This is a genomic window from Streptacidiphilus sp. MAP12-33 (genome assembly GCF_041261265.1).
Lineage (GTDB): Bacteria > Actinomycetota > Actinomycetes > Streptomycetales > Streptomycetaceae > Streptacidiphilus.
Map to the genome: position 1 here is coordinate 38,355 of NZ_JBGCCA010000034.1, position 26,550 is coordinate 64,904.

The window sequence follows — 26,550 nt, forward strand, 5'->3', positions numbered from 1 at the left end:
GAAGTGTATCAGCGAGACTTTCGCTGCCGCAGAACTGCTTCGACCCAGCCGAGGAATCCAAGCGCGATGACCGCCTCCGAGAACGACCTGCCCGTCGTGGCGTTCCACCCCTTCCGCTGGGGCGACCCCGCGCACGCCACCCACCTGCCCGAGGCCGCGAAGGAGACGCTCGGCGCCTTCGGCGTCAAGCAGCCCGCGCAGGCCCTGGAGCCCGCGCAGGTCGAGCTGCCCGCCGTCGCGATCGACGCGGCCGTGCTCGCCGAGCTCGGCGCCGTCGTCGGAGCGGAGCACCTCAGCTCCGCCCACGAGGCCCGCCTCGCCCACACCCGCGGCTGGTCCACCCCGGACCTGCTCAAGCTGCGCGCGGGCGACGCCTCGGACGCGCCGGACGCGGTCCTCTACCCCGCCTCCCACGACGAAGTGGTGACGCTGCTTCAGCTGTGTGCCCGTCACCGCGTCGCCGTCGTGCCCTACTCCGGCGGCACCTCCGTCGTCGGCGGCCTGGCGCCGGTCCGCGAGGGCTTCGCGGGCGTGGTCGCGCTCGACCTCAGGCGCCTCGACGGCATGCTCGCGCTGGACGCCGTCTCGCGGACCGCGACCCTCCAGGCGGGCATGCGCGGTCCGGCCGTGGAGGCGGTGCTCGGCGCCGAAGGCTTCACCCTCGGGCACTTCCCGCAGTCCTACGAGGGCGCCAGCATCGGCGGCTACGCCGCCGCCCGTTCCGCCGGTCAGTCCTCGGCCGGGTACGGGCGCTTCGACGAGATGGTCGTCGGCCTCACCCTGGCCACCCCGCGCGGCACCGTCGTGCTCGGCACCGCGCCCAAGTCGGCCGCCGGGCCGGACCTGCGCCAGCTGGTCCTCGGCTCCGAGGGCACGCTCGGCGTCATCACCTCCGTCACCGTCCGCGTGCGGCCGAGGCCCGAGGTGCGGGTCTTCGAGTCCTGGCGCTTCCCCGACTTCGAGACCGGCGCCACCGCGCTGCGGCGCCTGGTCCAGGACGGCCCCGAGCCCACCGTGCTGCGCCTGTCCGACGAGGCCGAGACCGGCATCAACCTCGCCGATCCCGCCGCGATGTTCGGCGGCGGCCCCGGCGGCTGCCTGGCCGTCGCCGGCTACGAGGGCACCGCCGCCGACGTGGAGGCCCGCCGCGCCGGAGCCACGGCCGTGCTGCGCGACGCCGGAGGCGAACTGCTCGGCACCGAGGGTGGCGAGAGCTGGCGTCAGGGCCGTTACCGCGCCCCCTACCTGCGCGACCCGCTGCTCGACGAGGGCGTGCTGATCGAGACGCTGGAGACCGTCACCTTCTGGTCCAACCTGCACGCGCTGCGCGCCGCCGTCACCGACGCACTCACGGACTCGCTGAGCGGGCAGGGCACGCCGCCGCTGGTCCTGTGCCACATCTCGCACCTGTACGAGACGGGCGCCTCGCTCTACTTCACCGTCGCCTGCGCGCAGACCGACGACCCGGTCGCCCAGTGGGCCGTCGCCAAGGCCGCCGCCAACGCGGCGATCCGCGCCTGCGGGGCGGCGATCACCCACCACCACGGCGTCGGTACCGACCACCGCGCCACCTACGCCGAGGAGATCGGCCCGCTGGCCGTCGACGCGCTGCACGCCGTCAAGCGCGCGCTCGACCCGGCCGGGGTGCTCAACCCCGGTGTGCTCATCGAGAACCTGCCGCTGTGCGCCGACGCGGCGGTGACCGAGTGACGGAGCAGGACGCCGTACGGACGAGAGCCTTCACCGCGGTCGTCAACCCCATCTCCGGTGGTGGGCACAGCTTTGAGCACTGGCAGCCGGTGGCCGACCGGCTGCTCGCCGCAGGCGCGAAGGTCCGGGCGATCCCGACCCGGGACCGCGAGCACGCGATCAGTGTCGCCCGCCAGGCCGCCGAGCGCGGCGACGTGGTGGTCGCGGTCGGCGGGGACGGCATGGTGCGCGACGTCGCCGACGGCGTGGTGCGCGGCGGCGGAGTGATGGGCATGGTGCCCGCCGGGCGCGGCAACGACCTCGCCTGGCGGCTCGGCCTGCCGGGCGACCCGGCCGCGCTGGCCCGGCTGCTGCTGGAGGGCGAGCCGCGGGCCTTCGACGTGCTGGACGTGAACGGCGCGATCGCGCCCGGCAACGTCTACATCGGCATCGACTCGCTGGCCACGCAGATCATCAACGCCAACCGGCGGCTGCCCGCGCTGCTGGTCTACCGGCTCGCGCCGGTCCGCGCGATCCTGCGCTGGCGCGCGGCCGGCTACACCCTGGAGGTCGACGGCGAGCGCCGCGAGGTCCGCGCGCACACCGTCGTCGTCGCCAACTCCGGCGCCTACGGCCACGGTCTGCGGATCGTCCCGCCGGCCGAGCCGGACGACGGCAGGCTGGACGTGATGGTCGTCGGCGACGGTCCGCGCCGCCAGGTGGTCAGCTTCATGGAGCAGGCCAAGAAGGGCACGCACACCGGGCGCCCCGAGGTCACGCTGCTGACGGGCACCTCGGTCACCGTGGACGCGGACCGGCCGGTGCCGGTCTGCGCGGACGGCGACGAGGTGGCCACCCTCCCGGCGCGGATCACGCTGCTGCCGGGGGCGCTGAAGCTGCTGGCCTGATTCCTTGCAGTCGTGTGAACAGTCCTCCGTCCTGGAACAATCGCTTCCGGGAGCAGGTTCGTCCGAGTCGATGACCACCACGGACGGAGGGCTGTCGTGCCGCCTCTTTCGGAGCCGCTGCGCAAGCTGGGCTTCCTCACCATCGGGCTGTTCGACCGGGAGAACCCGCGCGCCGGGCACGAGTCGACGCTGGAGCTGATCGAGCTCGGCGAGCGCCTGGGCTTCGACAGCGCGTGGCTGCGCCACCGGCATCTGCAGTACGGCATCTCCTCACCGGTCGCCGTGCTGGCGGCGGCGAGTCAGCGCACCCGCCGGATCGATTTGGGCACGGCGGTGATCCCGCTCGGCTGGGAGAACCCGCTGCGGCTCGCGGAGGACCTGGCCACGGTGGACCTGCTCTCGGGCGGGCGGCTCAACCCGGGGGTCAGCGTCGGCCCGCCGACGCACTACGACCAGGTGCGGCAGGCGCTCTACCCGGACACGGGCGACGCGGAGGACTTCGGCTACGGGCGGGTCCGGCGGCTGCTGGACTTCGTCGCGGGAGAAAAGGCGAGCGACCAGAGCGGCACCGAGGGCTTCGAGGTCTTCTCCGAGCGCGTCGAGCCGTACGCGCCGGGCCTGATCCGGCGGATGTGGTACGGCGGCGCGAGCACGCGCTCCACGGTGTGGGCCGCCGAGAACGGGATGAACCTGCTGACCAGCAGCGTGGTCAAGGCGGAGGGGGATCCGTCGAAGGAAGGGACGTTCGACTTCGCGGCGATCCAGGCGGAGCAGATCCGCGCCTTCCGCGCGGCGCACCCCGAGGGTGCGCGGGCGCGGGTCTCGCAGGGGCTGGTCGTCATCCCGACGGACAGCGCGACGGCGGAGCAGCGCGCCCGCTACGAGGCGTACGCGGCGCGGCGGTTGCCGCGGACGGCGGCGCCGCAGGGGCCGGGGCGGTTGCTGTTCGCCCCCGACCTGGTGGGCCCGAGCGCGCAGATCGCCGAACGGCTCTACGCGCACGCGGGTTTCCGTGAGGTGGACGAGGTGGCGTTCGCCCTCCCGTTCACCTTCGGGGCCGAGGACTACGTGCAGATCCTGACGGACATCGCGACGTCGCTCGGCCCCGTGCTGGGCTGGCGCCCAGGCGGTTCGACCTGAGGTGGATCAGTAACCGTAGGTGCCGTAGGCGATGTTCTCGAAGGCGCCGTAGGTGGCGTTCGCGTAGCGGACGGCGGCGACGATGTTGTCGACCGGGTTCCAGATGTCGTTGTGGCCCGGCAGCGCGTAGGTGTCGAAGGTCGGCACGATGGTCTGCATCAGCCCCTCGGACGGGGTGCCGGCGGCGGCGTTGGAGTCCCAGTTGTTCACGGCGCTCGGGTTGCCGGAGGACTCGGTCATGGCACGGGCCTCGATCGCGGCGGCGGAGGGCACGTGGTCGCCGTTGGCGGCGAGGACGGCCTGGGCCTGGGCGACCCAGCCGCTCAGGTCGTTTCCGTACGAGGGGGTCGCGGCGTTCGCCGCACCGACGGTGCCCAGGACGGCGCCACCGGCGATGGCACCGGCGACGGCGAGACGGACGGCCAGACGGGACTTGCGCTGCATGTCACTCCAGAGACAGGGAACGGCACAGGCGGCGTGGGCGCCGCGGTTCGATTGCCGTTCGGTGGAGGCGCAGACATGAGGACCGTGCACGCGGCCGCACAACCGCGGGATCGCGATCCGTCTGCGCGGCGGGGTCTACCCCGCCTTCGGGGCATCCGGCCCCGGCCCGCGCCGAGGTGGCCGCGGGTGTCGTCTGCGACGGCTCGTTGCCGATGCCGTCCGACGTCATCGACGGAAACACGGAACGGATCGGACGGGCAAGGAAATCAGCCCCGAAAGTGGGCCAGGCCACAGTTTGAAGCACAAAACGGGCGAAATCCGCAGGTCAGGCGTGACCTGGACCACTCCGGGCGCGGGCTCAGGCGCGGTCGAGCAGGTGTTCGCGGGTGATCGGGTCGTGCCGGGTCGCCGGGACGGTGCAGGCATGGGCCCCGGCGACGGCCCCGTAGCGGGCCGCCCGCAGGGGCGTCTCTCCGGCGAGCCAGGCCCACAGGAAGGCGGCGGCGAAGGCATCGCCCGCACCGTTGGAGTCGATGACGGGCGCGGGCGGGACGGCCGTCGGGACGTGGTGCAGGACGCCGTCGGTCAGCAGGTGGGCACCCTCCGCGCCGGCCGTCGCGACCACGATGCCCGCCCGTCCGTGCTCCACCACGCGCCGCATGACCGGCTCGGGATCGTCGCCGAGCCGAGTCGCGGAGAGGAAGACGACGTCCGCCGCGTGGGCGAAGGGCTCGTGGTACGGGTTCACGCCGTCCCAGTCGTGCAGGTCGGTCGAGATCGTGAGCCCGTGCCCGCGCAGCGTGGGCAGCGCGAGCGCGCACGGGTGGGTGATCGAGACGTGCGCGTGACGGCTCGCCGCGGCGAGCTTGCCCACGATGTCCTCGGGCAGGCGGTCCCCGGGCGCGGAGCGCGTCTCGTCGTACAGTGACAGCCGTCGCCCGAGCGGGTCGACGAGGTTCACCGCCCGCTTGGTGCCCGCGGGTTGGGGGATCGCGGTGAGCGGGATGCCACGTTCCGCGTGCAGCGCGCGGACGAGCGCGCCCGCGTCGTCGTCCCCCAGCAGGTCGAGATGGTGGACGCGTAGTCCCAGGGCATGCAGCCCGAGGGCGAGGAAGTCGCCCGTCTGGCCCGCCCTGGTCTCGATCCCCGGGCGGATCGGACAGCTGTCGGCGAAGGGCAGGGGCAGCTCGGGGACGTGGACGATGGTGTCCACGCCGGCGCCGCCCAGCACCAGCACGTCGATGTCCGCGCTCATCCCCACCGTCCTCACCAGCGCCTTCGCGCCCGGGGCGGGCGCGTGAGGGAGAGTCAAACACCCTTCCCCGCACGACTGCAAGCATTTTCGCGATCTTGCGCAAGGGCCGTTCCCGCCCGCCGGCCACCGCACCCCGACGGGGGTCTCCCTGCCACCCCGTAGTACCAGGGAGCTACGCCGCAGGTGCGTCCCTGGGCGGGACGCCGACCACGAGGCCCGATTCCTAGCTTCAGTACCGGAACGCACAAGCGCTCCGGGAACAGGAGGAGTCCGGTCATGGCATCGCGTCCGAACGTCGTCCGGCGGCTCCGTCGAGGGCTGCTCGCGGCCGTCGTCGCCGCGTCCGTCGCCGTGCCGCTGGCCGGTGCCGCCCAGGCGTCGGCGGTGCCGGCCCCGGCGCCCGCCGCGCTCGGGCCCCTCACGGCGGGCGGCGGCGAGGCGGAGCTGACGCACCGCTACGCCGCCAACCGCGCCGGCATCGTGGCCGCCGAGGCCATGGCCGCGCAGTACGGTGACCGGCAACGAGCCGCTGAGCTCCAGGAGTTGGCGCAGTCCGACCGGCAGTTCCTCTCCTTCGACGGCCGCGACGGCGGCCGCACGGTCGAGGTCTTCGGGGACCTCGCCACCGCCCGTACCGTCGCGGTCTACGTTCCCGGCTCGGACACCAGCCTCAGCACCTACGACCGCTTCGCCTCCGGCGCGCAGGCACTGGAGGCGCAGCTCGGCGGGGACGCCGCGCATGCCGCCGTCATCGCCTGGCTCGGCTACGCCACGCCGGACACCGTCAGCCCCGCGGTGCTGACCGACGGCCGCGCGGACGAGGCGGCCCCGGTCCTCCAGGACTTCGTCCGGCAGGTGCAGGCCTTCGCGCCCGCCGCCCGCACCTCCGTCGTCTGCCACTCCTACGGCTCCACCGTCTGCGCCCGCGCGGCAGGCGGCCTGCACGTGGCCGACCTCGTCCTGTACGGCAGCCCCGGCGTCGGCAGCGACCTCGCGAACGTCTCCGGCCTGCACACCACGGCCACCGTCTGGGCCGGCCGCGCGAGCCACGACTGGATCGCAGACGTCCCGCACCTGCGCATGCCCGTCCTGTTCACCACGCTCGGCCTCGGTACCGACCCGGTCACCCCGGGCTTCGGCGCTCACCTGTTCGCCGCCGGGGACGGCGGCCACAGCGACTACCTGAAGCCCGGTTCGGTCCCGCTGCGCAGCATCGCGGCGATCGTCTCCGGCGCCGCCGACCACCGCCCCACCTCTTCCTGATCCTCCCGAGCCACGCCCTTCCAAGGAGAAGAACCCGTGCGTACCACCTCCCTGCGCCGGCTCGCGGCGCGCATCGACGCCGCCACACCCCCCGAGCGCGACCGCGCGATCGACGCCCTGCGGGCCTTCGCCATCCTCGGCGTCGTCCTGGGCCACTGGCTGGTCACCGCGCTCGTCGTCGACAGCGGCAGCATCCACGTGGTCAGCCCGTTGCAGCACCTGCCGGCGTTCACGCCGGTCTCCTGGGCCTTCCAGACCCTGGCCGTCTTCTTCCTGGTCGGCGGTCAGGTGGCCACCAAGAGCTACGACTCGGCGAAGGCCCGCGGCGACGGCTACCTCACCTGGCTGTGGGCCCGGCTCTTCCGGCTCTTCCGGCCGGTCCTGGCCGTGCTGGCGGTCTGGACGGTCACGGCCTCCGCGCTGCTGCTGGCGGGCGTGAGCTTCGGCACGGTGGAGTCGCTGGTCAAGCTGGTGCTGTCGCCGATGTGGTTCCTGCTGGTCTTCGCCGCGCTCACCGCCGCGACTCCGCTGGTCCGCAAGGTCCACCCGCTGTGGCCGCTGGCCGTCGTGCTGCACGTCGACCTGATCCGCTTCGCCTTCCACGCCGGCCCCTCCTGGCTCGGCTGGCTGAACCTGCCGGCGGGCTGGCTCGTTCCCTACTGCCTCGGCGCGCTCTGGGCCCGCGAGGGCCTGCGCGGCCGCACGACCGGCTGGGTCCTGCTCGTCGGCGGCGTGGCCGCGACGGCGCTGCTGATCACCCAGGCCGGTTACCCCGCCTCCATGGTCGGAGTCCCCGGCGCCAAGATCTCCAACCTCAACCCGCCGACGCTGGCGGCGGCGACCTTCGGCCTCGCGCAGTGCGGGCTTGCCCTCCTGCTGCTGGGCCCGCTGCGGCGGACGCTGCGTCGCCCGGCGGCGTGGGCGGCGGTGGCGCTGGTCAACCTCTCCGCGATGACGATCTTCCTCTGGCACCAGACGTCCATGATCGCGGTCACGGCCCTCGGCCTTCTCGCGGGGCACCCGCTTCTCGGTCTCCACACGACGCCGGACACGACGTCCTGGATCCTGGCCCGCCTGTGCTGGCTGCCGGTCTTCGCCACGATGCTGACGCTCTGCTGGGCGACGTTCCGTCACCACGAGCAGGGCGGCGGCAGGCGCCGGCAGCGCACCATCCGCGTGGCGGGCTCCCCGGGCTCCGAGCGCCTCCAGCCCGTGGCTTCGACGGTGAGTTAGTTGCACGGTCCCCAGGCACCGCAAGCGCCTTCAGGGGCGCAGGGCTCTGCTGATGCGCGGCTCCTCCCCCAGCCTTCGGCCGGGAGGTGCCGCCTGCGTGGGCGCGACATTCCCCCAGCCTTCGGCCGGGGGGTGCCCCCTCTGACGAGCGGATGGTCCCGAACGCGCGGGGCCATCCGCCGCGGGTGGTTCTCGCGCACGCAGTACATCGAGCAGAGCCCCGCGCCCCCGGATCGTGCAACGTCCCTAGATCAAGACCCGGCACGACATATCCAGCACGACATAAGGTGGTCCCGATGAGTGAAGACGGGGGTCTGGGCAAGCAGCGCGTGCGCACCGCTCTGCGCACCGCGCGGGAGGATCTGGTCGCACCGGCGCTCGCGCGCGCGCAGCCGCGCGCGAAGCGGGTGTCGCGGTGGGTGCTCGTGCCCCTCGCCGTCCTCGCCGCGATCCTCTTCGGCGTCAACACCAACCAGTACGCCTTCGCCTACAGCCTCGGCGTCCCCCTCGGGCTCGTCTACGCCGGGGTCCAGTCCGCCGCGCTCGTCGGGGTGCTCTGGCACCCACTGCGGGCGTGGTGGGCGTCGACGCTGGTGATGCTCCTCGGGGCCTGGACGTCCAGCGCGCTCGCGCCGGGACACGGAGTCGCCTTCACCATCGCGAACCCGGACCGGAACGTCCAGGCGGGCTGGACGCCCGCGACGATCGCGATCCAGGCGGTGGTCCTGTTCCTGCTCTCCTTGCAGGTCCGCGCCCGCGTCGCGATCGAGGCCCTGGCCGTCACCGTCCTCGCGGGGGTCCTGGCGCAGCTCTACAAGCCACCGGACCTGGCCACCGCGATCGGCTTCGCGGTGGTCGTCTTCGCCGTGGTGGTGCTGCTCGGGGTCTCCGTGCGGGCCAGCCGCGTCGCGCGGACGAAGCTGGTGGAGCAGGAGGAGCTCACCGCGGAGGAGCGCGCCCGGCGCACGCTGCTGGAGGAGCGCAACCGGATCGCGCGCGAGCTGCACGACGTCGTCGCGCACCACATGTCGGTGATCTCGATCCAGGCGCAGGTCGCCCCGCACCTGGTGGAGAACCCGCCTGCCGAACTGCTCGAGAACCTCGCCGGCATCCGCGCCAACGCGGTCGAGGCGCTGACCGAACTGCGCCGGGTGCTGGGCGTGCTGCGCTCGGAGGAGCCGGTCGCGGACGACACGCAGGACGCGCCGCAGCCGACCCTGGCCCGGCTCGGCGAGCTGCTGGAGAACGTCCGCGCGGCCGGGATGACGGTCGAGCTCGCCTCGGTGGGGGAGCCGCGCCCGCTGCCGCCCGGTGTCGAGCTCTCCGCCTACCGCATCGTGCAGGAGGCGCTCAGTAACGCCATGCGGCACGCGCCGGGCGCGGCCGTGCGGGTGCGGCTGGACCACCGGGTCAGCGGCCTCGGCGTCCGGATCACGAACGCCGCGCCGACCCGGCCGCCGGCCCCCTCGCCCGGCGCCGGGCACGGCCTGCTGGGCATGCGCGAGCGCACCGCGATGCTCGGCGGCGAGCTGGCCACCGGGGCGACGCCCGACGGCGGCTTCGAGGTGCTGGCCGAACTCCCCACCGACTACCGACCCGTGGAGGACCGCGGATGACCATCCGGGTGATGATCGTCGACGACCAGATGATGGTCCGTCAGGGCTTCACGGTCCTGCTGAACCTGGAGCCCGACATCGAGGTCGTCGGCCAGGCCGTGGACGGGCTCGACGCGTTGGAGAAGGCCGCCGAACTGCGCCCCGACGTCGTGCTGATGGACGTGCGGATGCCGCAGCTGGGCGGGATCGAGGCGACCCGCCGGCTCACCTCCCCGCCGCAGAGCACCGTCAAGGTGCTCGTGCTGACCACCTTCGACCTCGACGAGTACGTCTACGAGGCGCTGCGCGCGGGTGCCAGCGGCTTCCTGCTCAAGGACGCCTCGGCGGCCGAACTGGCCCAGGCGGTCCGGGTGGTGGCGGCGGGGGAGGCGCTGCTCGCGCCGACGGTGACCAAGCGGCTGATCGCCGAGTTCGCCCGCCTGCCCGGTGCGCCGCGCACGCCGCTGAAGGACCGCGTCGGCGATCTGACCGAGCGGGAGACGGAGGTGCTCTCCCTGATCGCCAACGGGCTCTCCAACGCCGAGATCGCCACCCGGCTGGTCGTCGCCGAGCAGACGGTGAAGACGCACGTCAGCCGCATCCTGGTGAAGCTGAACCTGCGCGACCGCACCCAGGCGGCCGTCTTCGCCTACGAGACGGGCCTGGTGCGGCCGGCCGGTTACTGACGGGGTTTCACCGGCGCCGGGTCACTGGCGGCGCAGCGGGCTCGGCCCGCCCGCCAGGCGGACCCGCAGGCCGTCCGCGGTGACCGTCACCGAGGTGGCCCGCAGGCCCAACGGGTAGGCGTGAGCGGTCTGCCGGGCCAGGCCGGAGGTCAGGGCGGCGAGCCGGTCGGCGGGCAGCGGCCGGCCCAGCACGGTGGCCGACACCGTCGTGACCGCGACGCGTCCGTCCGTCAGGGTCGGGCGCAGCGTCAGCTGGGCGACGCCGCCAGGGCCCAGGGCCACCACGAGGGTCCCCGCAGCCGGTTGCGCGGTCACCGCGTCGACCGTCACGGACGGCGCCGCCGCCTGGACCGCGTCCGCCACGGCCTGGTCCGGGACGGACACCTCGGCCGTCGTGCCGCCGACCGTCGGGGTCGTGCCGCCCAGGCGGACGTCGTCCAGGCTCGCCCGGACGCTCACCGGGCCGAGCCGACCCACCGTGGCGTCGTCACTGGTGAGGTCGAGCCGGGGGATCTGCTGCCGGGCCACGTCCCACAGGGCGGAGCCGCTCTCGGCGACCGCCAGATCGGTGCCGAGGCCGGGCGCGGCCGAGGCGATCCGGTCGTGGATCAGGCGGTCGGCCGCGTACTCGCCCGCCCCGGCGGCGGTCACCGCGGTCGCGGCGAGCACCACCGCGAGGGCGACGATCCGGCGCCGGCGCGGACGGGAGGCGCTCACTGCTCCGCCCCTTCCGGGTCCAGGTGCGGCAGCACGCGGTCGAGCCAGCCGGGCAGCCACCAGTTGGCCCGTCCGAACAGGTACATCGTGGCCGGGACCAGCACCAGCCGGACCACGGTCGCGTCGATGACGACGCTGACGCCGAGGCCCAGCGCGAGCATCTTCACCACGGTGTTGGTGGAGAGCAGGAAGGCCAGGAAGACGCTGGTCATGATGAGCGCCGCGCAGGTGATCACCCGGGCCGTCACGGCCAGGCCGGTGGCGACGGCGCGGTGGTTGTCGTGGTGGCGCAGCCAGGTCTCGCGGATCCGGGAGAGCAGGAACACCTCGTAGTCCATGGAGAGCCCGAAGACGATGGCGAACATCATCATCGGCACGTAGGACTCCACCGGCACCTTCTCGGTCACCCCGAACACCGGGCCGCCCCAACCCCATTGGAAGACGGCCACGACGACGCCGTACGCGGCGCCGATCGAGAGCAGGTTCAGCACCGCCGCCTTCAGCGCGACGAGCAGACTGCGGAAGACCGTGAGCAGCAGCAGGAAGGCCGCGCCCACGACCACCGCGATGATCAGCGGCAGCTTGGCGACCAGCTGGTCGGTGAAGGTGAGCCCGGCCGCCGTCACGCCGGTCACGTAGCCGGTGGCGCCCGTGCCGTCCAACGTGCGCGGGAGGGTGGTGCGTTGCAGGGTGTGGAAGAGGTCGGTGGTGGCGGCGTCCTGCGGCCCGGTGGCCGGGGTGACCGTGCTGATCAGCAGCACGTGGTCGGCGCTCGTCGCGGGCGGGGTCACCGAGGCGACGCCGGGCACGGCCGCCAGGTCGGTGTGGAGCGTTGAGGCGAGCTGCTGCCGCCGGGACGCGTCGGCGACCTCGTCGCCGTCCAGCTGCACCACGACGGTCAGCGGCCCGTTCGCGCCGGTGCCGAAGCCCTGGGCGATCAGGTCGTAGGCGCGCCGGTCCGTGCGCGAGGTCGGCTGCGCGCCCGCGTCGACATGGCCCAGGTGCATCGAGGCGACCGGCGCCGCGAGCACGGCGAGCAGAGCGGCACCGCCCGCGAGGAGGAGCCACGGACGTCGGCCGACAAAGGCGGCCCAGCGGTGCCAGACGTCGCCGTCGCCGGTCGGCTCGGCGACGGGCGTACGGACGTGGAGCTTGTCGATGCGGCGGCCGAGCAGGCCGAGCAGCGCCGGGGTGAGCGTCAGCGAGGCGCCCGCGGCGACCACCACGGTCACCCCGGCGGCCGCGCCGAGCGCGCCGATGAAGCCGATCCCCGAGGCGTAGAGGCCGGCCAGCGCCATCGCCACGGTCGCCGCCGCGACGAGGACCGCGCGCCCGCTGGTGGCCACCGTCCGGCCCACCGCCTCGGCCGGGTCCAGTGACTCCTCGGCGCGCAGCAGGGCGCGGAACCGGGTGGCCAGGAAGAGCGCGTAGTCGATGCCGACGCCGAGGCCCATCATCGCGGCGAGCGTCGGCGCGGCCTGGGCGAAGCCGGCGTGCGCGGCGATCAGGCCGAGCCCGCTCAGCCCGACCCCCAGCCCGAGGACGGCGGTGAGCAGCGGCAGGCCCGTCGCCGCCACGCTGCCGAAGCCGACCAGCAGCACCAGCAGCGCGACGCCGAGTCCGATCCCCTCCGAGGCGGCGTCCGCCGACTTGGGCTGGGCCAGCTGGCCGAGCGGGTCCCCGTACTCGACGGTGACGGCGTCGGCGCGCAGCGGCCGCACCGCCGCGTCCACCTTCGCCAGGTAGGACGGGTCGAACGCGGCCGGGTTGCTGGAGAAGCGCACGTCCACGGTGCCGATCGTGCCGTTGGCCGCGATCGCGCCGGGCGCGGTCAGCGGATCGGCGACGGAGAGCACGTCGGGCAGGTGGCGCAGGTTCGTCACGGCCGCCTCGATCGCGGCCTGGTGGTCGCGCAGCGCGCCGTGACCCGCGGTGTCGAGGACGATCGGCGACTCGACGCCGGAGGAGCCCGCGCCGCCGTGGGCCTTCAGCAGGTCGCTGCCGGTCTGCGAGGCCGTCCCGGGCAGCGAGAAGCTGTCCGCGTAGGTGCCGCCCCACCGGTGGTTCGCGACGCCCACGCCGACGAGGAGGACCAGCCAGGCGGCGACGACCCGCACCCCGTGCCGGGCGCACCAGCGCCCGATCCGGTGCAGCAGGCCGGGCGCGCCGGTGATGTCGGGCCTCGGGCCCGCTTCGGTGATCATGGGCCTCACTCTGGCGGGGCGCGGTGGGCGCGGTGTTGGCGGAATGTTCGGGGAGTGTAAGGGCGGCGGCGCACGCCCGGTCCGGGTGGGTCGCCCGGTTAGCATCGGCCTGTCGCACGACCCCGAGAGGCCCACCCGCATGCAGACCCCGCCCCCTGGAGCCGCCTCGCACGGCCTGGTGCTGATCGTGGAGGACGAGCGGCACATCGCCGACGTCCAGCGCCTCTACCTGACGCGGGAGGGCTTCGGCGTCCACGTCGAGTCCGACGGCGCCGCCGGGCTGGCCGCCGCGCGGCGGATGCACCCGGTGGCCATCGTGCTCGACATCGGCCTGCCGGGCCTGGACGGCATCACCTTCTGCCGCACCCTGCGCGACGCGGGGGACTGGACGCCGATCCTGCTCGTCACCGCGCGCGGCGAGGAGACCGACCGCATCCTCGGCCTGGAGCTCGGCGCGGACGACTACCTGGTCAAGCCCTTCTCCCCGCGCGAGCTGGTCGCCCGGGTCCGCACGGTGCTGCGCCGCGCGTCCGTCCCCCGCACGGAGCCGGTGCTCCGCATCGGCGGGCTGACCCTCGACCCGGCCGCCCACACCGTCCTCCGCGACGGCGAGCCGGTCGAGCTGACGGCCACCGAGTTCGGGCTGCTGGCGCACCTGGTCCGGAACCCCGGACGGGTCTTCACCCGTGACCAGCTGCTCGCCCAGGTGTGGGGCTACCCCGGCTACCGCGACACCCGCATGGTCGACGTCTTCGTCTCCCAACTGCGGGCCAAGCTCGGCGGGGCGAGCCCGCTGCGCACGGTGCGCGGCGTCGGCTACAGCGCCGTCGCGCCGGGCGCGAACGGACCGGGCGCGAACGGACCGCGTCCGTGAGCGGGGGTCGTCCGCGCCGGACGCTGGTGGCGCATCTGGTCCTGCTGACCACCGTGGTGGCGGCCGTCGCGGCGCTGCTGACCGGGCTGGTCGCCTGGCAGTCCGCCGCGCACGCCGCCGAACAGCGCGAGCGGGACACACTGACCCGTCAGGCCACCCTGCTGAGCCGACTCCCCGCGCTCTCCCCGGTCGTCTTCCACGGCGCCGAGCGCCTGGCCGGCCCCAACGGCGAGCAGTTCGCCGCCGTCGCCCCCGACGGCACGGTGACGGGCGCGGCCGCCCCCGCCCTCGACCTCGCCTCCAAGGCGGCCCTGCTGGCCGGGCGCTCGGTCTCCACCGACGGCCTGCTGGCGGGCCAGGACGTCCTGCTGGTCGGCAGCCCCACCCCGCGCGGCGGTGCGGTGGTGCTGACCGAGCCGTACGCGACGGTGGATCGCGACACGGATCAGATCCGCCGCGACATCGGGCTGCCGCTGCTCGTCGGGCTGCTGGGCGCGGCGCTGGCGGGCGGGCTGCTGGCGCGCCGGATCGCCCGGCCGCTGACGGCCTCGGCGGCCGTCGCCCACCGGCTCGCGGAGGGTGAACGCGGCCTCGCCGCCCCCACCGGCGGCCCGCGCGAGGCCGCGGAGATCGGCCGCGCACTCACCACCCTGGACGCCGCGCTGGCCCGCAGCGAGGGCCGGCAGCGCGAGTTCCTGCTCTCCGTCTCCCACGAGCTGCGCACCCCGCTGACGGCCGTTCAGGGCTACGCCGAGGCACTGGCCGACGGCATGATCGAGCCGGACCAGGTCCCGGAGGTGGGCCGCACCCTCGCGGAGGAGACCCGCCGCCTGGACCGCTTCCTCGCCGACCTGCTCGCTCTCGCCCGCCTGGAGGCGGACGACTTCCGGCTCGAAAGCGTCGACACCGAGCTCGGCGAGGTGCTCGCCGAGGCGGCGGCCTTCTGGTCCGGTCCGTGCGCGCAGCACGGTGTGGAGCTGCGGGTGGAACGGCCGGACAGCCCGGTGGTCCTCGCCACGGACCCGTTCCGGGTCCGCCAGCTGATCGACGGCCTGACCCAGAACGCGCTCCGGGCGACACCCTCCGGCGCGCCCGTGGTGCTGGCGCTGCGGGACGAGGGCGGTGCGGCCGTCCTCGAGGTCCGCGACGGCGGTCCCGGCCTCACCGAGGACGACGTCTGCGTCGCCTTCGACGCGGGCGCCCTCCACGCCCGCTACCGCACGACCCGCCCGGCGGGCAGCGGCCTGGGCCTCACCATCGCCCACCGCCTCACCACCCGCCTCGGCGGCACCATCGCCGTCCGCGGCCACGGCCCGGAGGGCGGCGCGTGCTTCACCGTCACTCTGAAGGGTTAGTCGCACCACCTCAGGGCGCGGAGCTCTGCTGAGGTGCGGCTCGTCCCCCAGCCTTCGGCCGGGAGGTGCCCCCGAGGTGCCCCCTGCGTCGGCGCGACAAGCCACTCACCCGGGTAGAGCCCCGAACGCGCAGGGCCATCCGCACGTCAGTGGCTTGTCGCGCGGTTCCTCGCGCCCCTGGGTAGGGCAGTGCGGCAGGTGCCTACTCCCCGCGGACGAGGCCGAACCGGCCGTCGAAGCGGCGGTAGAGCAGGCGGCCGCGCCCCGAGTCCGGATCGGCGTAGAACAACGCGGACAGCTCCGCGTCCGCGCAGCGGCGGACCGCCTCGTCGTCGGAGAGGCGGGGCGCCGGGCGCGGGCACAGGGTGAGCAGGGACGCGTCGTAGCGGGGGCTGTCCGCGGGCCGCGTCGAGGCCAGGCGGTAGCCGGTGGGGCCCGCGCGGTAGACGACGGAGTCCTGCTCGGTGGTGGGGTCGGTGAAGAGGTGGGCCTGGTAGTCCATCGCGTCGAGTGTGCGGACGGCGACCTCGGGCGCGCACCAGACCAGCAGCGGCTCCTTGATCCGCGCGATCGCGGGCAGCATCGCCCGCCCCGCGCGGCCGGCCCGCTCCGCCCAGCCCACCGCCGTGCCGGCCGTGCCGGTCGTCGCCGCGGGCAGCTCCTCGGGCGCGTCCGCGCGCTCGGTCCAGGGGCGTGGCCGCCACTCGCGGTTGGAGACCTCGGTGATGCGCTGCCGCAGGCCCTCGACCAGGCGGTCGCCCGCCTGGCGGGCGTCCGCGGCGAGCCGCTGGACGCGGACGCGACGGCCGTCGACCTCCGCGTCGACCTGGCACAGCGTCTGCTCCGCCTCCTCGTCGTGGGTGCGGCTCAGCCGCACCCGGAGCGCCTCGACCAGCCCGTCCGTGCCGCTGACCAGATCGCTGACCCGCCGCCGCACCTCGTGGGCGAGATCCAGCGCCACCCCGTCGGCGCGCACAAAGATCGCCTCGTTCACGAGCCCAAGCCCTCCGCAGTTCGCCTCTCCGGCCACGGGGGAATCTCCCCGCGCAGCAGATCCTCCACAGTCCTCAGGAAGAGTGTCCAGTGCCGAACGTCCCGATTCGTCGGCGGGGTGGCAACTGCCGGGTGTGTTGCGCAGAACTGCGCAGAATATGGATCACCGCGCAGAATTGCGCACAGATGTCTAGGCATTCGCTCAGCCTTTCCCTAGCATCGGTGCGGACGTCGCAGCCCTGTGCGAGTGCCTCCCTCACGTGCGCCCCACGCGCGTGACGTGACGTCATCCCCATCTCCCCGAAGGGACAACCGTGCCCCGTTCTGGATCGAGCACCGCGCGCGGCCTGCGCGGCCTCGTCGCCGTGGTCACCGCCGGCGTCGCCGCCTTAACGACCGGCCTGGCCGCCGCCCCGCAGGCGAACGCCTCCCCGACCGCCACCTCCACCAGCGCGCTCGCCCTCACCCCGCCCATGGGCTGGAACGACTGGGCCCACTTCCAGTGCGGCTACACCGAGTCGACGATCCTGGCCAACGCCCGCGCGCTGGTCTCGACCGGCCTGGCGGCCAAGGGCTACAACACGGTCACCACCGACGACTGCTGGATGCAGACCGCCCGCGACGCCAACGGGAGCCTCCAGGCCGACCCGAGCCGGTTCCCCGACGGCATGGCCTACGTGGGACAGCAACTGCACGCGCTCGGACTCAAGTTCGGCATCTACGAGGACGCCGGCACCTCCACCTGCGGCGGCTACGCCGGCAGCTGGGGCCACTGGCAGCAGGACGCGAACCTGTTCGCGTCCTGGGGCGTGGACTACCTCAAGCTCGACGGGTGCAACGTGCCCTCCGTCAGCGGGCAGACCTCCGTGCAGACCTACCAGAGCGCCTACCAGCAGATGAGCCAGGCGCTCCAGGCCACCGGCCGTCCGATCGTCTTCTCCGAGTCGGCGCCCGCCTACTTCGAGGGCACCGCGGACTGGGACACCGTGCTGGGCTGGGTCGGCCAGTACGGTCAGCTGTGGCGCGAGGGCTACGACGTCGCCACCTACGACGCGAGCAAGCCGAACACCAGCCGCTGGAGCAGCGTGCTGACCAACTACGGCTACAACAACCCGATCCACCGCTACGAGAGCCCCGGCAACTGGAACGACCCGGACTTCCTCATCGCCGGTGACGGCGGCCTGACCGCCACCGAGTCGCGCAGCCAGCTCTCGCTGTGGGCGGAGATGGGCGCGCCGATGATCCTGAGCGACGACGTCACCCAGCTGAGCGCCGCCTCGGTCGCCGACCTCGGCAACAGCGACGTGATCGCCGTCGACCAGGACTCCCTCGGCCACCCCGGCTACGTCGTCTCGCAGAACGGCACGCTCGACGTGCTGACCCGTCCGCTGGCGAACGGCGACCGCGCCGTCGCGATCCTCAACCGCTCGGCGTCCACCGTCTCGGCGAGCACCACGGCCGCCGCGATCGGCCTCACCGGCGGCAGCGGCTGCACCTTCGGCGTCAAGGACCTGTGGTCCGGGGCCAGCTCCACGACGACGGGCGCGCTCTCGGCGTCGATCCCGGCGCACGGCACCGCGCTGCTGCGGATCAGCCCGAGCGCGGGTTGCGGCGGCACCGCGCAGCTGGGCCAGGTGACGGGCGTCGGCAGCAAGTGCCTCGACGACTCCGGCTCCGGCACCGCCGACGGCAACCCGATCATCGTCTACGGCTGCTACGGCACCGCCAACCAGCAGTGGACCCTGCCGGGTGACGGCACCGTGCGCGCCCTCGGCAAGTGCCTGGACGTGCCCGGCTCGGCCACCGCGGCGGGCACCTACGTCGACCTCCACGCCTGCGACGGCTCCGCCGGCCAGAAGTGGACGTACGACCAGGCGGGCAATCTGGTGAACCCGAACTCGGGCGACTGCCTGGACGTCCATGGGGGCGGCTCCGCCGACGGCACCAGGCTCGACATCTGGCCGTGCGGGTACAACCAGGCGAACCAGACCTGGTCGCTGCCGCAGTAGCGCGGCCCGCGTCTTCCCAGGGCGTGGTGCCGCGCCCGTTGCGCGGTCTTGAGCGTCGTCCCTATAAAAGACCCAACTTCGCGCGCGGCACCACCGGGGGAGATTCGACATGACACACACCACTGACGGGGTGGTCCTCGCACTCGACGCCGGGGGCAGCCGGATCAGGGCCGCCGTGCTCGCGCCCGACGCCACCGTGCTGCACCGCGCGAGCGTGGCCACCGGCGTCGAGCGAGGGCCGGACGCCGTGGTCGAGACCGTCCTCGACCTGGCCTCCACGCTCGCGCAGACCCACCACCCGGTGGCGGCGGGCATCGCCGTCCCCGGCGTCATCGACCAGGCGGCCGGGATCTGCACCTTCTCCGCCAACCTCGGCTGGCGGGAGGTGCCGATCCGGCAGTGGGCCGCGGAGGAGCTGGGCATCCCCGTCGCCCTCGGCCACGACGTGCGGGCCGCCGCCTGGGCCGAGGCCCGCCTCGGCGCCGGGCGCGGTTGCCGGTCCTTCCTCTTCGTCCAGATGGGCGCGGGCATCGCCGCCGCGCTCGTCCTGGACGGCCGCATTCTCGTGGGCGGCCACGGCTCGGCGGGCGAGCTGGGCCACCTGACCGTCCGCCCGCGCGGCCGCCTGTGCGCCTGCGGCAAGCGCGGCTGCCTGGAGACGGTCGCCTCCGACGCGGCGCTCGCGGGCGCGTACAGCCGCGCGACCGGCGAGCAGGTCGGCGCGGACGAGGTCTGGCGCCGGGCGCAGGCCGGCGACGACGTCGCCGAGTGGCTCTGGGACCGCACCGTCCCCGCCCTCGCCGACGGCCTCGCAGCCGCCGTCACCCTCTTCGACCCGCGCCGCATCGTCGTCGGCGGCGGCGTGGCCCAGGTCGGCCGCCCGTACGTCGAACCCCTGCGCGCGGCGCTCGAGAAGCGCCTCGGCTTCCAGACCACCCCGGAGATCGTCCCGGCCGGCCTGGGCCGTGACGCGGGCTGCATCGGCGCGGGTCTGCTCGCGATGGATCAGTTGCACCATCCTTCAGGGGCGCGGGGCACTGCGCGAGCAACCCACCCGAGGGGGATGGCCCTGTCCGCACGGGATCTCAATGCCGTGGGTGGCTTGTCGCGCAGTTCCCCGCGCCCCTGAAGGGGTTGCACCTACCTCTGCTGGTAGAGCGTCACGAGGATGCCGTGCGTGGGCTCGCCCTCAGGGTCCTCCTCCAGGTCGTCGACGAGGCGGGTCAGGGCCTCGGCGAACCGGGCCGCCTTGGCGGGGGAGAGCCGGAGGTGGCGGAGGAGGAGGGTGTGGTCCGTGGGGGAGCGGTCGAGTTCCTGGGCGACCGCGCCCAGGAGGGCGGCGGTGCCTTCCGGCTGCGGGGCGTCGACGAGGAGGTGGCGGGCGGTGAGGCGGTAGTACCGCTCGGTTCCGCCGCGGACCGTTCGGGTGCCGGCCTCGCGGATGAGGCCCGCGTCGCGCAGGACCTTGAGGTGGTGGGAGACGCCGCCCTTGTTGACGCCGAGCCGGGCCGCCAGGCGGCTGATCGTGGAGGGCTGCCGCTTCAGTGCGAACAGCAGCCGCTGGCGGACCGGGTGGGCCAGGGCCGCATGCTGCTCGGGGGTACTGATCCGCTGGACGTCCTCGTCCTCGTTGGCGCTCACCCGGCCAAGTGTTAAACGCCGTTGACGCTTGCGCAAGCCGCTGGTCTACTCCCTCCATGACCACCACCACGCTGGACGTCGGCACCGTCGTCGAGGCGGCGGCCGCACGCGTCGCCGAGCACTACGTCTTTCCTGAGATCGGCGCCGAACTCGCCGCCCTGCTGCGGCGCCGCAGCACTGACGGTGCCTACGGGGCCGTCGGCCCGGAGGAGTTGGCCGAGGCCGTCACCGCCGATCTGCAGTCCGTCAACGGCGACCTGCACCTGCGGCTCAAGCACCACGCCGAGCCGGTCCCGGCCGACGGCGAGGGCCAGAAGGGCGCGGCCGCCATGACCGCGATGCGGCGGCGGTTCGACGCCGGACTCGGCGGCGTGCCGCGGGTGGAGCTGCTGGAGGGCGGGGTCGCGTTGCTGGAGGTCGCGCCCGCGATGTTCCCGCTGGAATGGGCGGCGCAGCCGCTCGCCGCCGCGCTCACGCTGGTGGCGCCCGCCTCGGCGCTGATCCTGGACCTGCGCCGGAACACCGGCGGCGACCCGGACACCGTCGCCTTCATCTGCGGCTACCTGCTGGACCGCCGCACCCACCTCAACACCCTGCTGTCGCAGCAGGGCGCGGTGGCCGAGCAGTTCTGGACGCCGCCGCACGTGCCGGGCGCGCGCTTCGGCGGGCGCAAGCCGCTCTACGTGCTCACCAGCGGCCGGACCTTCTCCGCGGGTGAGGAACTCGCCTACGACCTGCAGCAGCTGGGCCGCGCGCCGGTCGTCGGCGAGGTGACCGGCGGTGGCGCGCATCCGCGCGAGGGGTGGACGGTCCACCCGCACCTGGAGGTGTCGGTGCCGGTCGCCCGCGCGCTCAACCCGGTCTCGGGCACGAACTGGGAGGGCGTCGGCGTCGAGCCGGACGTGCCGTGCGCCGCCGAGGAGGCGCTCGACGTGGCGTTGGCGCTTGCGTTGGAGAACCTCGCGTTGGAGAACCTCGCGTCGCAGAACCCGGCCCGGCACGGGAGCCCCGACGCGGGCCGATGAGGTGGTGACCGCTCCGTCCCCGCCGCCGCACGGGATCGGCGGCAGGGTCGGAGCGGGGTCCGAGGGCGGTCAGCTCCAGTGCAGCAGCAGCCAGCCGCGGTGCGGCAGCTCCGCGTCCGATTCCAGCAGACGACCGTCGCGGGCCCCCCAGGCCGCCGGGGCCGGCTCGGCGAGCGGGGCCAGCAGCGTCGCCGTCGCCTGCGGCGGCGCCGCGCCGGGGAAGGTGACGCGCGGTCGAGCCGGGTCGGCGCTGCCGTTGGCGACGGCGAGCCGCGTCCCCGCGGTCGTGCGGACGAGTTGCGGGATCAGGTGCGGTCCGCCGCTGACCAGCGGCAGCTCCGGCCGGTCGCCCTCCAGGAAGCGGACGGCCTCGTGCAGCAGCCGCTGACCGTCGTCGTCGAAGGGCAACTGCTCCGGCGCGGTCGCGGCCAGCACCACGACGCGCCCGCCGCGCGCGTTCGTGAACCGCAGCCGCCCTGGGCCCCAGTCCTGCCCGTCCGGGGTGGTGATCCGCGTCGTGACGGTGGCGTCCGGGGCGGGGGAGAGGCGGGCCAGGGCCGGTTGGGTGTTGACGCTGAGCCAGATCTCTCCGTCCTCGGCCCGGTGGCGCTCGACCGCGTAGGGGCCGGGCTCGGGGACCGGGTGCTGCTCGCGGTCCACGAGTTCGGCGGCGTCGACGCCCAGCAGCGGCCCGAAGCCGCGCTCGACCAGGATCGCGGCGGCCGTGCCGTCCACCAGCAGTCCGCCGCCGAGCAGTCGCTCGACCTCCGCGTCGGCGAAGGCCCAGGCGAGCGGACCGAACACGGCGTTGACGCGGCTGACACCCGCCGCGACCGGAACGCCGTAGCGCAGCAGGAAGCCGGCCGCCGGGCCCGGGTCCGTGGACAGCCCCGCGAGCCCGTCTCCGGTCCGGGTGCGGACATGGGCGGCGGCGTCCTGCCGGAACGGCAGGCCCACCCCGAGCGTCTCGAATCCCTCGTCGGCGCCGTGCCCGTCCGCGACCAGGTCCAGGGCCGGACGTGAGCGGCGCAGCAACTCCGCGATGCGCGGCTGGCGCTGGGCGCGGCCGGAGTGCATCGGGTGGAGGTTGAGGAAGAGCGCGTCCGAGCCCGCGAGTTGGGCGGTGACCAGCTCGGACCAGGTCTGCGCGTCGGACTTGGACCAGGCGGTGTGCGGCCAGTTCTCGATCTCCGGCTCGCTGCTGGCGAAGGCGGGCCGCAGCGCCCGCTGCTGCTCCAGCATCCAGACGGAGGTGCTGAGTTCGCGTCCCGGGGTGTCGCTGTAGGGGGCGAAGTGCGGGCGGTGGGAGACGCGGCCACCGACCGAGAGCGCCTGGAACAGCGCGGGCCAGTCCCGGCCCTCGACGGAGTGAAGGCCCAGGGTCGAGCTCATCAGCCCGAGCCCGGACCGTCCGCCGGAGTGGGTGGCGACGGTGTCGGCGAGCTCCGCAGCCACCTCCAACTGCGCGGTGCGCCACACCTGCTGGAGCAGCTCACGCCACGGGTGCGGCGCGCCGGGCGCGGTGAGCGCCGCCACGACCCGCTCGCGCGTCACCGGCTCGCCGGCCAACTGCCCGAGCCGGTCCAGCATCGGCTGCTCGAAGCCGCCACCCCAGGGCAGCGGGGCGTGGTTGTGGTAGCGGAAGTCGTCCTCCAGCCACAGCACCCGGAAGCCCAGCGCGGCGAAGCGCGCGTAGTGCGCGGTGATCCACGCCCGCCAGCGGGGGCAGGCAAAGGACGCCTGCGCGGCGGCGACCGTGCCGTCGGGCCCGACCATCGGGGTGAAGCCGAGGGCGTCGGCGCGACCCCGGTCGGCGTGGCCCGCGGTGACCCACGGGTTGAGGCTGACCTCCAGCCCTGCCTCGCGCAGGATCGAGGCGCCGGTGGCCGCGGTCTCCACGAGCAGGTCCTCCGCCGGGCCGGCGGGATGGCCGGCGTACAACTCCTCGGCGCCCAGCAGCAGGACTACCTCGTCCACGCCCGCCTCGCCGCAGAACTTGGCCAGTTCGGCGGCCTGGGCGGCGGCGTCCGGACCGGGGTGGAGCTGGAACCGCAGGTGGTACCGGGCGGGCACGCGGGGCCTCCTCGGATGGGCTTCAGTTGACAGGGGGCTCATTTGACGGAGCCGGCGGTCAGGCCGGAACGCCAGAAGCGCTGCAGGGACAGGAACAGGACGACCAGCGGGATCGCGGAGACCATCGCGGCGGTGACCACGATGTTGAACGGCACGGCGGTCGGGCCGATCCCGCGCTGCGACTGCCAACCGACGATGCCGACGGTGACCGGCTGGAGGCGGTCGTTGGCCAGCATCAGTACCGGCAGCAGGTAGTTGGTCCAGATCGAGACGAACTGGAAGAGGAAGACGGTCACCAGCGCCGGGGCCATGACGCGCAGGGCGATGGTCCCGAAGATCCGTACCTCGCCGGCCCCGTCGATCCGCCCGGCCTCCAGCAGTTCGTCCGGCACGGAGGCGGCCGCGTAGATCCGGGCCAGGTACACCCCGAACGGGCTGACCATGCTGGGCAGCAGGACAGCCCAGTAGGTGTTCACCAGATGGACCTTGGAGAACATCAGGTACAGCGGGATGGCGAGGAGCGGCTGCGGGACGAGGACGGCGGCGAGCACCACGTTGAAGGTGACCTCCCGGCCCCGGAACGGGTACTTGGCGAGCGCGTACCCGGCCAGGGAGGAGATCAGCGTGCTGACGGCCGCGCCGCCGACGGCGTAGAGGGCGCTGTTGAGCAGCCACTGCGAGTAGATGCCGCCCTGCTGGGTGAAGACCTGCCGCAGGTTGGCGAAGAACGCGAAGTGGCCGAACCAGAAGCCGTTGCCGGAGAAGAGGTCGGCGTTGGTCTTGGTGGAGGAGACGAGCAGCCACCAGACCGGGACGAGGAAGTAGACGGACGCGACGATCAGCACGCCGAGCGTGACCCAGCGGGCGGGGTTGCGGAGGGCGGTGTTCACAGGGCTGCTCCCCGGCGCTGGACGAGCTTGAGGAAGCCGAAGGAGAGGACGAACGCCAGCAGTGCCAGAATGACCGACTCGGTGGCCGCGGCGTTGAAGTTGTTGGCGTCCACGGCGTCGTAGGCGGCGTAGATGGGCGTGTAGGTGCTGCTGAGGTTCGGCGCGACGTTCCGCAGGATGGCCGGCTCGTTGTAGAGCTGCGCGGTGCCGATGATGGAGAAGACGGTCGTCAGCACGAGGGCGGGGCGCACCAGCGGGATCTTGATCCGCCAGGCGATGCCCCAGGCCGAGCAGCCGTCCATCGTCGCTGCCTCGCTGAGCTCGGTCGGGATGGCCTGCAGCGCGGAGTAGATGATCAGCATGTTGTAGCCGGTCCAGCCCCAGGTCAGCATGTTGCCGATGGTCGGCGCGAGCATCGCGTTCGAGGTCAGGTCCAGGTGCAGGCCCAGGTGGTGGGCGGCGGCGGTGATCGGGCTGAGGCCCGGCGCGACCAGGTAGGACCACATGATGGCGCCGACCACGCCGGGCAGGGCGTAGGGCAGGAAGAACGCGAGCCGGAAGAACCGCTTGAAGAGCGTGGTCCTCGCGTCCAGCAGCAGCGCGAGGCCGAGCGCGAGGCCGAGCATCACCGGTACCTGCACGATGCCGATCAGCAGGACCCGCAGCAGGGAGGCGCGGAAGGCCGGATCGGCCAGCGCGGTCCCGTAGTTGGAGAGCCCGGCGAAGACCTGCGTGGGCGCGGTCAGCCCGAGGCCGTCCCGGTGCATCCGGAAGAGGCTCTGGTACACGGTGTAGCCGATGGGTGCCGCGTACATGGCGGCGAAGAGCAGCAGGAACGGCGCGAGGAACAGCGCGGCGGTCCGCGCCCGCCTCCGTACGTGCGCCGGCGCGCGGCGGGACTGCGTTGGGCGAACGGGTGCACGTGTTGCTGTGGTCGCCTGGCGCGACGTGGCGGTGGTCAACTTTCAATCTCCCTGTGCTTGCACCCTCCAGGGGCGCGAGGAACTGCGCGAGGAACCACCCTGTGCGGATGGCCCTGACCGTTCGGGAACTGACCACACACGGTGGCTTGTCGCGCAGTTCCTCGCGCCCCTGAGGTCGCTGCCACGTGAGGTCAGCCGGAAACGGTCAGGCCCTGCTGCTTCATCTGGGCAACCGTCTTGCTCTGCACCGTCCCCATCACGTCCGGGAGCTTCGCGCCGCCCGTGCCGGCCTGGCCGAGGCCGTCGCCGAGGTCCGTCGAGGTCTGGGTCATCGTCGGGCCCCACTGCCAGGAGGTGTTGATGTGGGACATCTCCGCGTTGAAGACGTCGTAGATCTTCTGGCCGCCGTAGAAGGGGTCCGGCGCGGACAGGGCCGGGTTGCCGAGGCCCGACGTCGCGGCGGGGTAGATGCCGGTGACCTTGATGAGGTTGGCCACGCTGTCGGGGTCGGTGCTCATCCAGAGGGCGAACTGCGCCGCCTCCCTGGCGTGCGCGCAGCCCTTCAGGACCGCGGTGGCCGAGCCGCCGTCGTTGCCGTAGACGGGGTTGCCCGCGTCCCAGACGGGCATCGGCGCGATGGCCCACTTGCCGCTCGTGCCCTTGACGCTGGAGGCGATGATGGGGGTGTCCCACACCGCGTTGACGTCGGAGAGGATCTTGCCGTTCGCCATGTCGCTGTAGAGCGACGGGTCGAAGCTGGGGTCGGTCTTCAGCAGCTTCTTGTCGAGCAGGCCCTGCCAGTAGGAGGCGACCTTGGTGTTGGCCGCGCTGCCGATGGTCACCTGCCACTGCTGGTTCGCCGTGCCGAACCACGGCGCGCCCGCCTGCCAGGCGAGACCGGCGTAGTTGTAGGCGTCGTTGCCGAAGTCGCCGAGGTAGACGCTCGGGTCCGCGGCGTGCACCTTGGCGGCGTCGGCCGCGTACTCGTCCCAGGTGGCCGGGGGCTTGCTGATGCCGTACTTGGCGAAAAGGTCCTTGCGGTACATCAGCGCCATCGGCGCGGTGTCGACGGGTGCGCCGTACGTCTTGCCGCCGATGGTGACCTGGTTCCAGGTCCAGTCCGCGAACTGGCTCTTCGCGGAGGCGGTGGCGTCGGTGACGTCCTGGAGCGCGCCCGCGGCGGCGAAGCTGGGCAGCGTCTCGTAGCCGACCTGGGCCAGGCACGGGGCGTTGCCGGCCTGAACGGCGGTCAGCATCTTGGTGTAGCCGCCCTTGGAGCCGGAGGCGGTCTTGTCGAAGGTGACCTGGATGTTCGGGTGCGACTTGTTCCACAGCGCCACCGACTGGTCGTAGCCGGGCGCCCAGCCCCAGAAGTCCAGCTTGACCGGCCCGGCAGAGGCGGCGTCGGATCCGGTGGAGGAGCCGCTGCTGGAGCAGCCGGCGAGCAGGGCGGTGGCCGTCACGAGAGCGGCGGCCGCAGCCAGCGCTCTTCCGGAGTGGATCGTCAAGGCAGGGCTCCATGTTCAGTGAGGGGAACACAGCGAGGAGAAGGAGGCGTGCTCGATTAGTTCGGCTATTGTTGGAACAAAAGAGAGTCACAGTCAAGACACCCAGCAGGACCGCTACAGTCACT

22 protein-coding genes are annotated in these 26,550 nt (G+C 73.5%); 12 read left to right on the forward strand and 10 right to left on the reverse strand.

Annotated elements, in window-relative coordinates:
• Positions 1-66: 66 nt before the first annotated feature.
• The 3 genes from ABH931_RS29190 (at position 67) to ABH931_RS29200 (ending at position 3,737) form a co-directional block, all read left to right on the forward strand.
• Positions 67-1,710: an FAD-binding oxidoreductase gene (locus ABH931_RS29190; RefSeq protein WP_370119614.1), complete on the forward strand. Its 1,644-nt coding sequence runs from the start codon at positions 67-69 to the stop codon at positions 1,708-1,710.
• Positions 1,707-2,597, forward strand: a complete 891-nt coding sequence (locus tag ABH931_RS29195) for a diacylglycerol kinase family protein (RefSeq protein WP_370119616.1) — start codon at positions 1,707-1,709, stop codon at positions 2,595-2,597. The genes ABH931_RS29190 and ABH931_RS29195 overlap by 4 nt, the downstream gene beginning before the upstream one ends.
• 96 nt (positions 2,598-2,693) lie before the next feature.
• Positions 2,694-3,737 carry an LLM class flavin-dependent oxidoreductase gene (locus tag ABH931_RS29200; RefSeq protein ID WP_370119619.1) on the forward strand — a complete coding sequence of 348 codons (1,044 nt, stop codon included), beginning with the start codon at positions 2,694-2,696 and terminating at the stop codon, positions 3,735-3,737.
• Positions 3,738-3,743: 6 nt separating this feature from the next.
• Here ABH931_RS29200 and ABH931_RS29205 read toward each other — a convergent pair whose 3' ends face one another.
• Together ABH931_RS29205 and ABH931_RS29210 are read right to left on the reverse strand one after the other, a co-directional pair.
• Positions 3,744-4,181, reverse strand: coding sequence for a transglycosylase SLT domain-containing protein (locus ABH931_RS29205; RefSeq protein WP_370119622.1), 438 nt, complete (start codon positions 4,179-4,181; stop codon positions 3,744-3,746).
• Positions 4,182-4,539: 358 nt separating this feature from the next.
• On the reverse strand, positions 4,540-5,436 hold the full coding sequence (locus ABH931_RS29210) for a PfkB family carbohydrate kinase (RefSeq protein ID WP_370119624.1): 897 nt from the start codon (positions 5,434-5,436) through the stop codon (positions 4,540-4,542).
• 276 nt (positions 5,437-5,712) lie between these two features.
• Here ABH931_RS29210 and ABH931_RS29215 point away from each other — a divergent pair, with 276 nt between their 5' ends.
• The 4 genes from ABH931_RS29215 to ABH931_RS29230 all read left to right on the forward strand — a co-directional run bounded on the left by ABH931_RS29215 (position 5,713) and on the right by ABH931_RS29230 (position 10,213).
• Complete coding sequence (locus ABH931_RS29215) at positions 5,713-6,699, forward strand: alpha/beta hydrolase (protein ID WP_370119627.1); 987 nt, start codon at positions 5,713-5,715, stop codon at positions 6,697-6,699.
• Between the two features lie 36 nt (positions 6,700-6,735).
• The gene (locus tag ABH931_RS29220) at positions 6,736-7,932 is read left to right on the forward strand and encodes an acyltransferase (protein WP_370119630.1); all 1,197 of its coding nucleotides are present in this window, start codon (positions 6,736-6,738) and stop codon (positions 7,930-7,932) included.
• Between the two features lie 296 nt (positions 7,933-8,228).
• The gene (locus ABH931_RS29225; RefSeq protein ID WP_370119633.1) at positions 8,229-9,548 is read left to right on the forward strand and encodes a sensor histidine kinase; all 1,320 of its coding nucleotides are present in this window, start codon (positions 8,229-8,231) and stop codon (positions 9,546-9,548) included.
• Positions 9,545-10,213 (forward strand): response regulator, encoded by a 669-nt coding sequence (locus ABH931_RS29230; RefSeq protein WP_370119636.1) that lies wholly within the window; start codon positions 9,545-9,547, stop codon positions 10,211-10,213. Before ABH931_RS29225 ends, ABH931_RS29230 begins: the two co-directional genes overlap by 4 nt.
• Before the next feature lie 21 nt (positions 10,214-10,234).
• On the opposite strand, the gene ABH931_RS29235 is transcribed toward ABH931_RS29230, so the two are convergent.
• Positions 10,235-10,930 carry a hypothetical protein gene (locus ABH931_RS29235; protein WP_370119639.1) on the reverse strand — a complete coding sequence of 232 codons (696 nt, stop codon included), beginning with the start codon at positions 10,928-10,930 and terminating at the stop codon, positions 10,235-10,237.
• Positions 10,927-13,134 carry an MMPL family transporter gene (locus ABH931_RS29240; protein WP_370119642.1) on the reverse strand — a complete coding sequence of 736 codons (2,208 nt, stop codon included), beginning with the start codon at positions 13,132-13,134 and terminating at the stop codon, positions 10,927-10,929. Before ABH931_RS29240 ends, ABH931_RS29235 begins: the two co-directional genes overlap by 4 nt.
• Positions 13,135-13,273: 139 nt before the next feature.
• Here ABH931_RS29240 and ABH931_RS29245 point away from each other — a divergent pair, with 139 nt between their 5' ends.
• Positions 13,274-14,008: a response regulator transcription factor gene (locus tag ABH931_RS29245; RefSeq protein WP_370119645.1), complete on the forward strand. Its 735-nt coding sequence runs from the start codon at positions 13,274-13,276 to the stop codon at positions 14,006-14,008.
• Positions 14,005-15,363, forward strand: coding sequence for a sensor histidine kinase (locus tag ABH931_RS29250; protein ID WP_370119648.1), 1,359 nt, complete (start codon positions 14,005-14,007; stop codon positions 15,361-15,363). The genes ABH931_RS29245 and ABH931_RS29250 overlap by 4 nt, the downstream gene beginning before the upstream one ends.
• A gap of 202 nt (positions 15,364-15,565) precedes the next feature.
• Here ABH931_RS29250 and ABH931_RS29255 read toward each other — a convergent pair whose 3' ends face one another.
• A complete protein-coding gene (locus ABH931_RS29255; RefSeq protein WP_370119651.1) occupies positions 15,566-16,357 on the reverse strand; it encodes a sigma 54 modulation/S30EA ribosomal C-terminal domain-containing protein in 792 nt (263 codons plus the stop codon).
• A 313-nt stretch (positions 16,358-16,670) separates the two neighbouring features.
• Between ABH931_RS29255 and ABH931_RS29260 the strand changes: the two genes are divergently transcribed.
• Both ABH931_RS29260 and ABH931_RS29265 read left to right on the forward strand, forming a co-directional pair.
• The gene (locus ABH931_RS29260) at positions 16,671-18,365 is read left to right on the forward strand and encodes a ricin-type beta-trefoil lectin domain protein (protein ID WP_370119654.1); all 1,695 of its coding nucleotides are present in this window, start codon (positions 16,671-16,673) and stop codon (positions 18,363-18,365) included.
• 109 nt (positions 18,366-18,474) lie between these two features.
• Positions 18,475-19,494, forward strand: a complete 1,020-nt coding sequence (locus ABH931_RS29265) for an ROK family protein (protein ID WP_370119656.1) — start codon at positions 18,475-18,477, stop codon at positions 19,492-19,494.
• Positions 19,495-19,505: 11 nt separating this feature from the next.
• Here the strand turns inward: ABH931_RS29265 and ABH931_RS29270 are convergent, their stop codons facing one another.
• Positions 19,506-20,006, reverse strand: a complete 501-nt coding sequence (locus ABH931_RS29270; RefSeq protein ID WP_370119659.1) for an ArsR/SmtB family transcription factor — start codon at positions 20,004-20,006, stop codon at positions 19,506-19,508.
• A 56-nt stretch (positions 20,007-20,062) separates the two neighbouring features.
• Here ABH931_RS29270 and ABH931_RS29275 point away from each other — a divergent pair, with 56 nt between their 5' ends.
• A complete protein-coding gene (locus ABH931_RS29275; RefSeq protein ID WP_370119662.1) occupies positions 20,063-21,031 on the forward strand; it encodes a S41 family peptidase in 969 nt (322 codons plus the stop codon).
• 69 nt (positions 21,032-21,100) lie between these two features.
• On the opposite strand, the gene ABH931_RS29280 is transcribed toward ABH931_RS29275, so the two are convergent.
• From ABH931_RS29280 to ABH931_RS29295, 4 genes are all read right to left on the reverse strand, one after another.
• The gene (locus ABH931_RS29280) at positions 21,101-23,104 is read right to left on the reverse strand and encodes a hypothetical protein (protein ID WP_370119665.1); all 2,004 of its coding nucleotides are present in this window, start codon (positions 23,102-23,104) and stop codon (positions 21,101-21,103) included.
• Between the two features lie 38 nt (positions 23,105-23,142).
• On the reverse strand, positions 23,143-23,994 hold the full coding sequence (locus ABH931_RS29285) for a carbohydrate ABC transporter permease (protein ID WP_370119668.1): 852 nt from the start codon (positions 23,992-23,994) through the stop codon (positions 23,143-23,145).
• Complete coding sequence (locus tag ABH931_RS29290; protein WP_370119671.1) at positions 23,991-24,956, reverse strand: carbohydrate ABC transporter permease; 966 nt, start codon at positions 24,954-24,956, stop codon at positions 23,991-23,993. The genes ABH931_RS29285 and ABH931_RS29290 overlap by 4 nt, the downstream gene beginning before the upstream one ends.
• Before the next feature lie 152 nt (positions 24,957-25,108).
• On the reverse strand, positions 25,109-26,425 hold the full coding sequence (locus ABH931_RS29295) for an extracellular solute-binding protein (RefSeq protein WP_370119673.1): 1,317 nt from the start codon (positions 26,423-26,425) through the stop codon (positions 25,109-25,111).
• Positions 26,426-26,550: the final 125 nt, after the last annotated feature.

What these genes read in the sequence shown, in the direction of transcription:
- ABH931_RS29205 (WP_370119622.1), bottom strand. Translation starts at nt 4,181, where the DNA reads ATGCAGCGCAAGTCCCGTCTGGCCGTCCGTCTCGCCGTCGCCGGTGCC.
- ABH931_RS29230 (WP_370119636.1), top strand. Translation starts at nt 9,545, where the DNA reads ATGACCATCCGGGTGATGATCGTCGACGACCAGATGATGGTCCGTCAG.
- ABH931_RS29245 (WP_370119645.1), top strand. Translation starts at nt 13,274, where the DNA reads ATGCAGACCCCGCCCCCTGGAGCCGCCTCGCACGGCCTGGTGCTGATC.
- ABH931_RS29215 (WP_370119627.1), top strand. Translation starts at nt 5,713, where the DNA reads ATGGCATCGCGTCCGAACGTCGTCCGGCGGCTCCGTCGAGGGCTGCTC.
- ABH931_RS29225 (WP_370119633.1), top strand. Translation starts at nt 8,229, where the DNA reads ATGAGTGAAGACGGGGGTCTGGGCAAGCAGCGCGTGCGCACCGCTCTG.
- ABH931_RS29240 (WP_370119642.1), bottom strand. Translation starts at nt 13,134, where the DNA reads ATGATCACCGAAGCGGGCCCGAGGCCCGACATCACCGGCGCGCCCGGC.
- ABH931_RS29190 (WP_370119614.1), top strand. Translation starts at nt 67, where the DNA reads ATGACCGCCTCCGAGAACGACCTGCCCGTCGTGGCGTTCCACCCCTTC.
- ABH931_RS29275 (WP_370119662.1), top strand. Translation starts at nt 20,063, where the DNA reads ATGACCACCACCACGCTGGACGTCGGCACCGTCGTCGAGGCGGCGGCC.
- ABH931_RS29210 (WP_370119624.1), bottom strand. Translation starts at nt 5,436, where the DNA reads ATGAGCGCGGACATCGACGTGCTGGTGCTGGGCGGCGCCGGCGTGGAC.
- ABH931_RS29265 (WP_370119656.1), top strand. Translation starts at nt 18,475, where the DNA reads ATGACACACACCACTGACGGGGTGGTCCTCGCACTCGACGCCGGGGGC.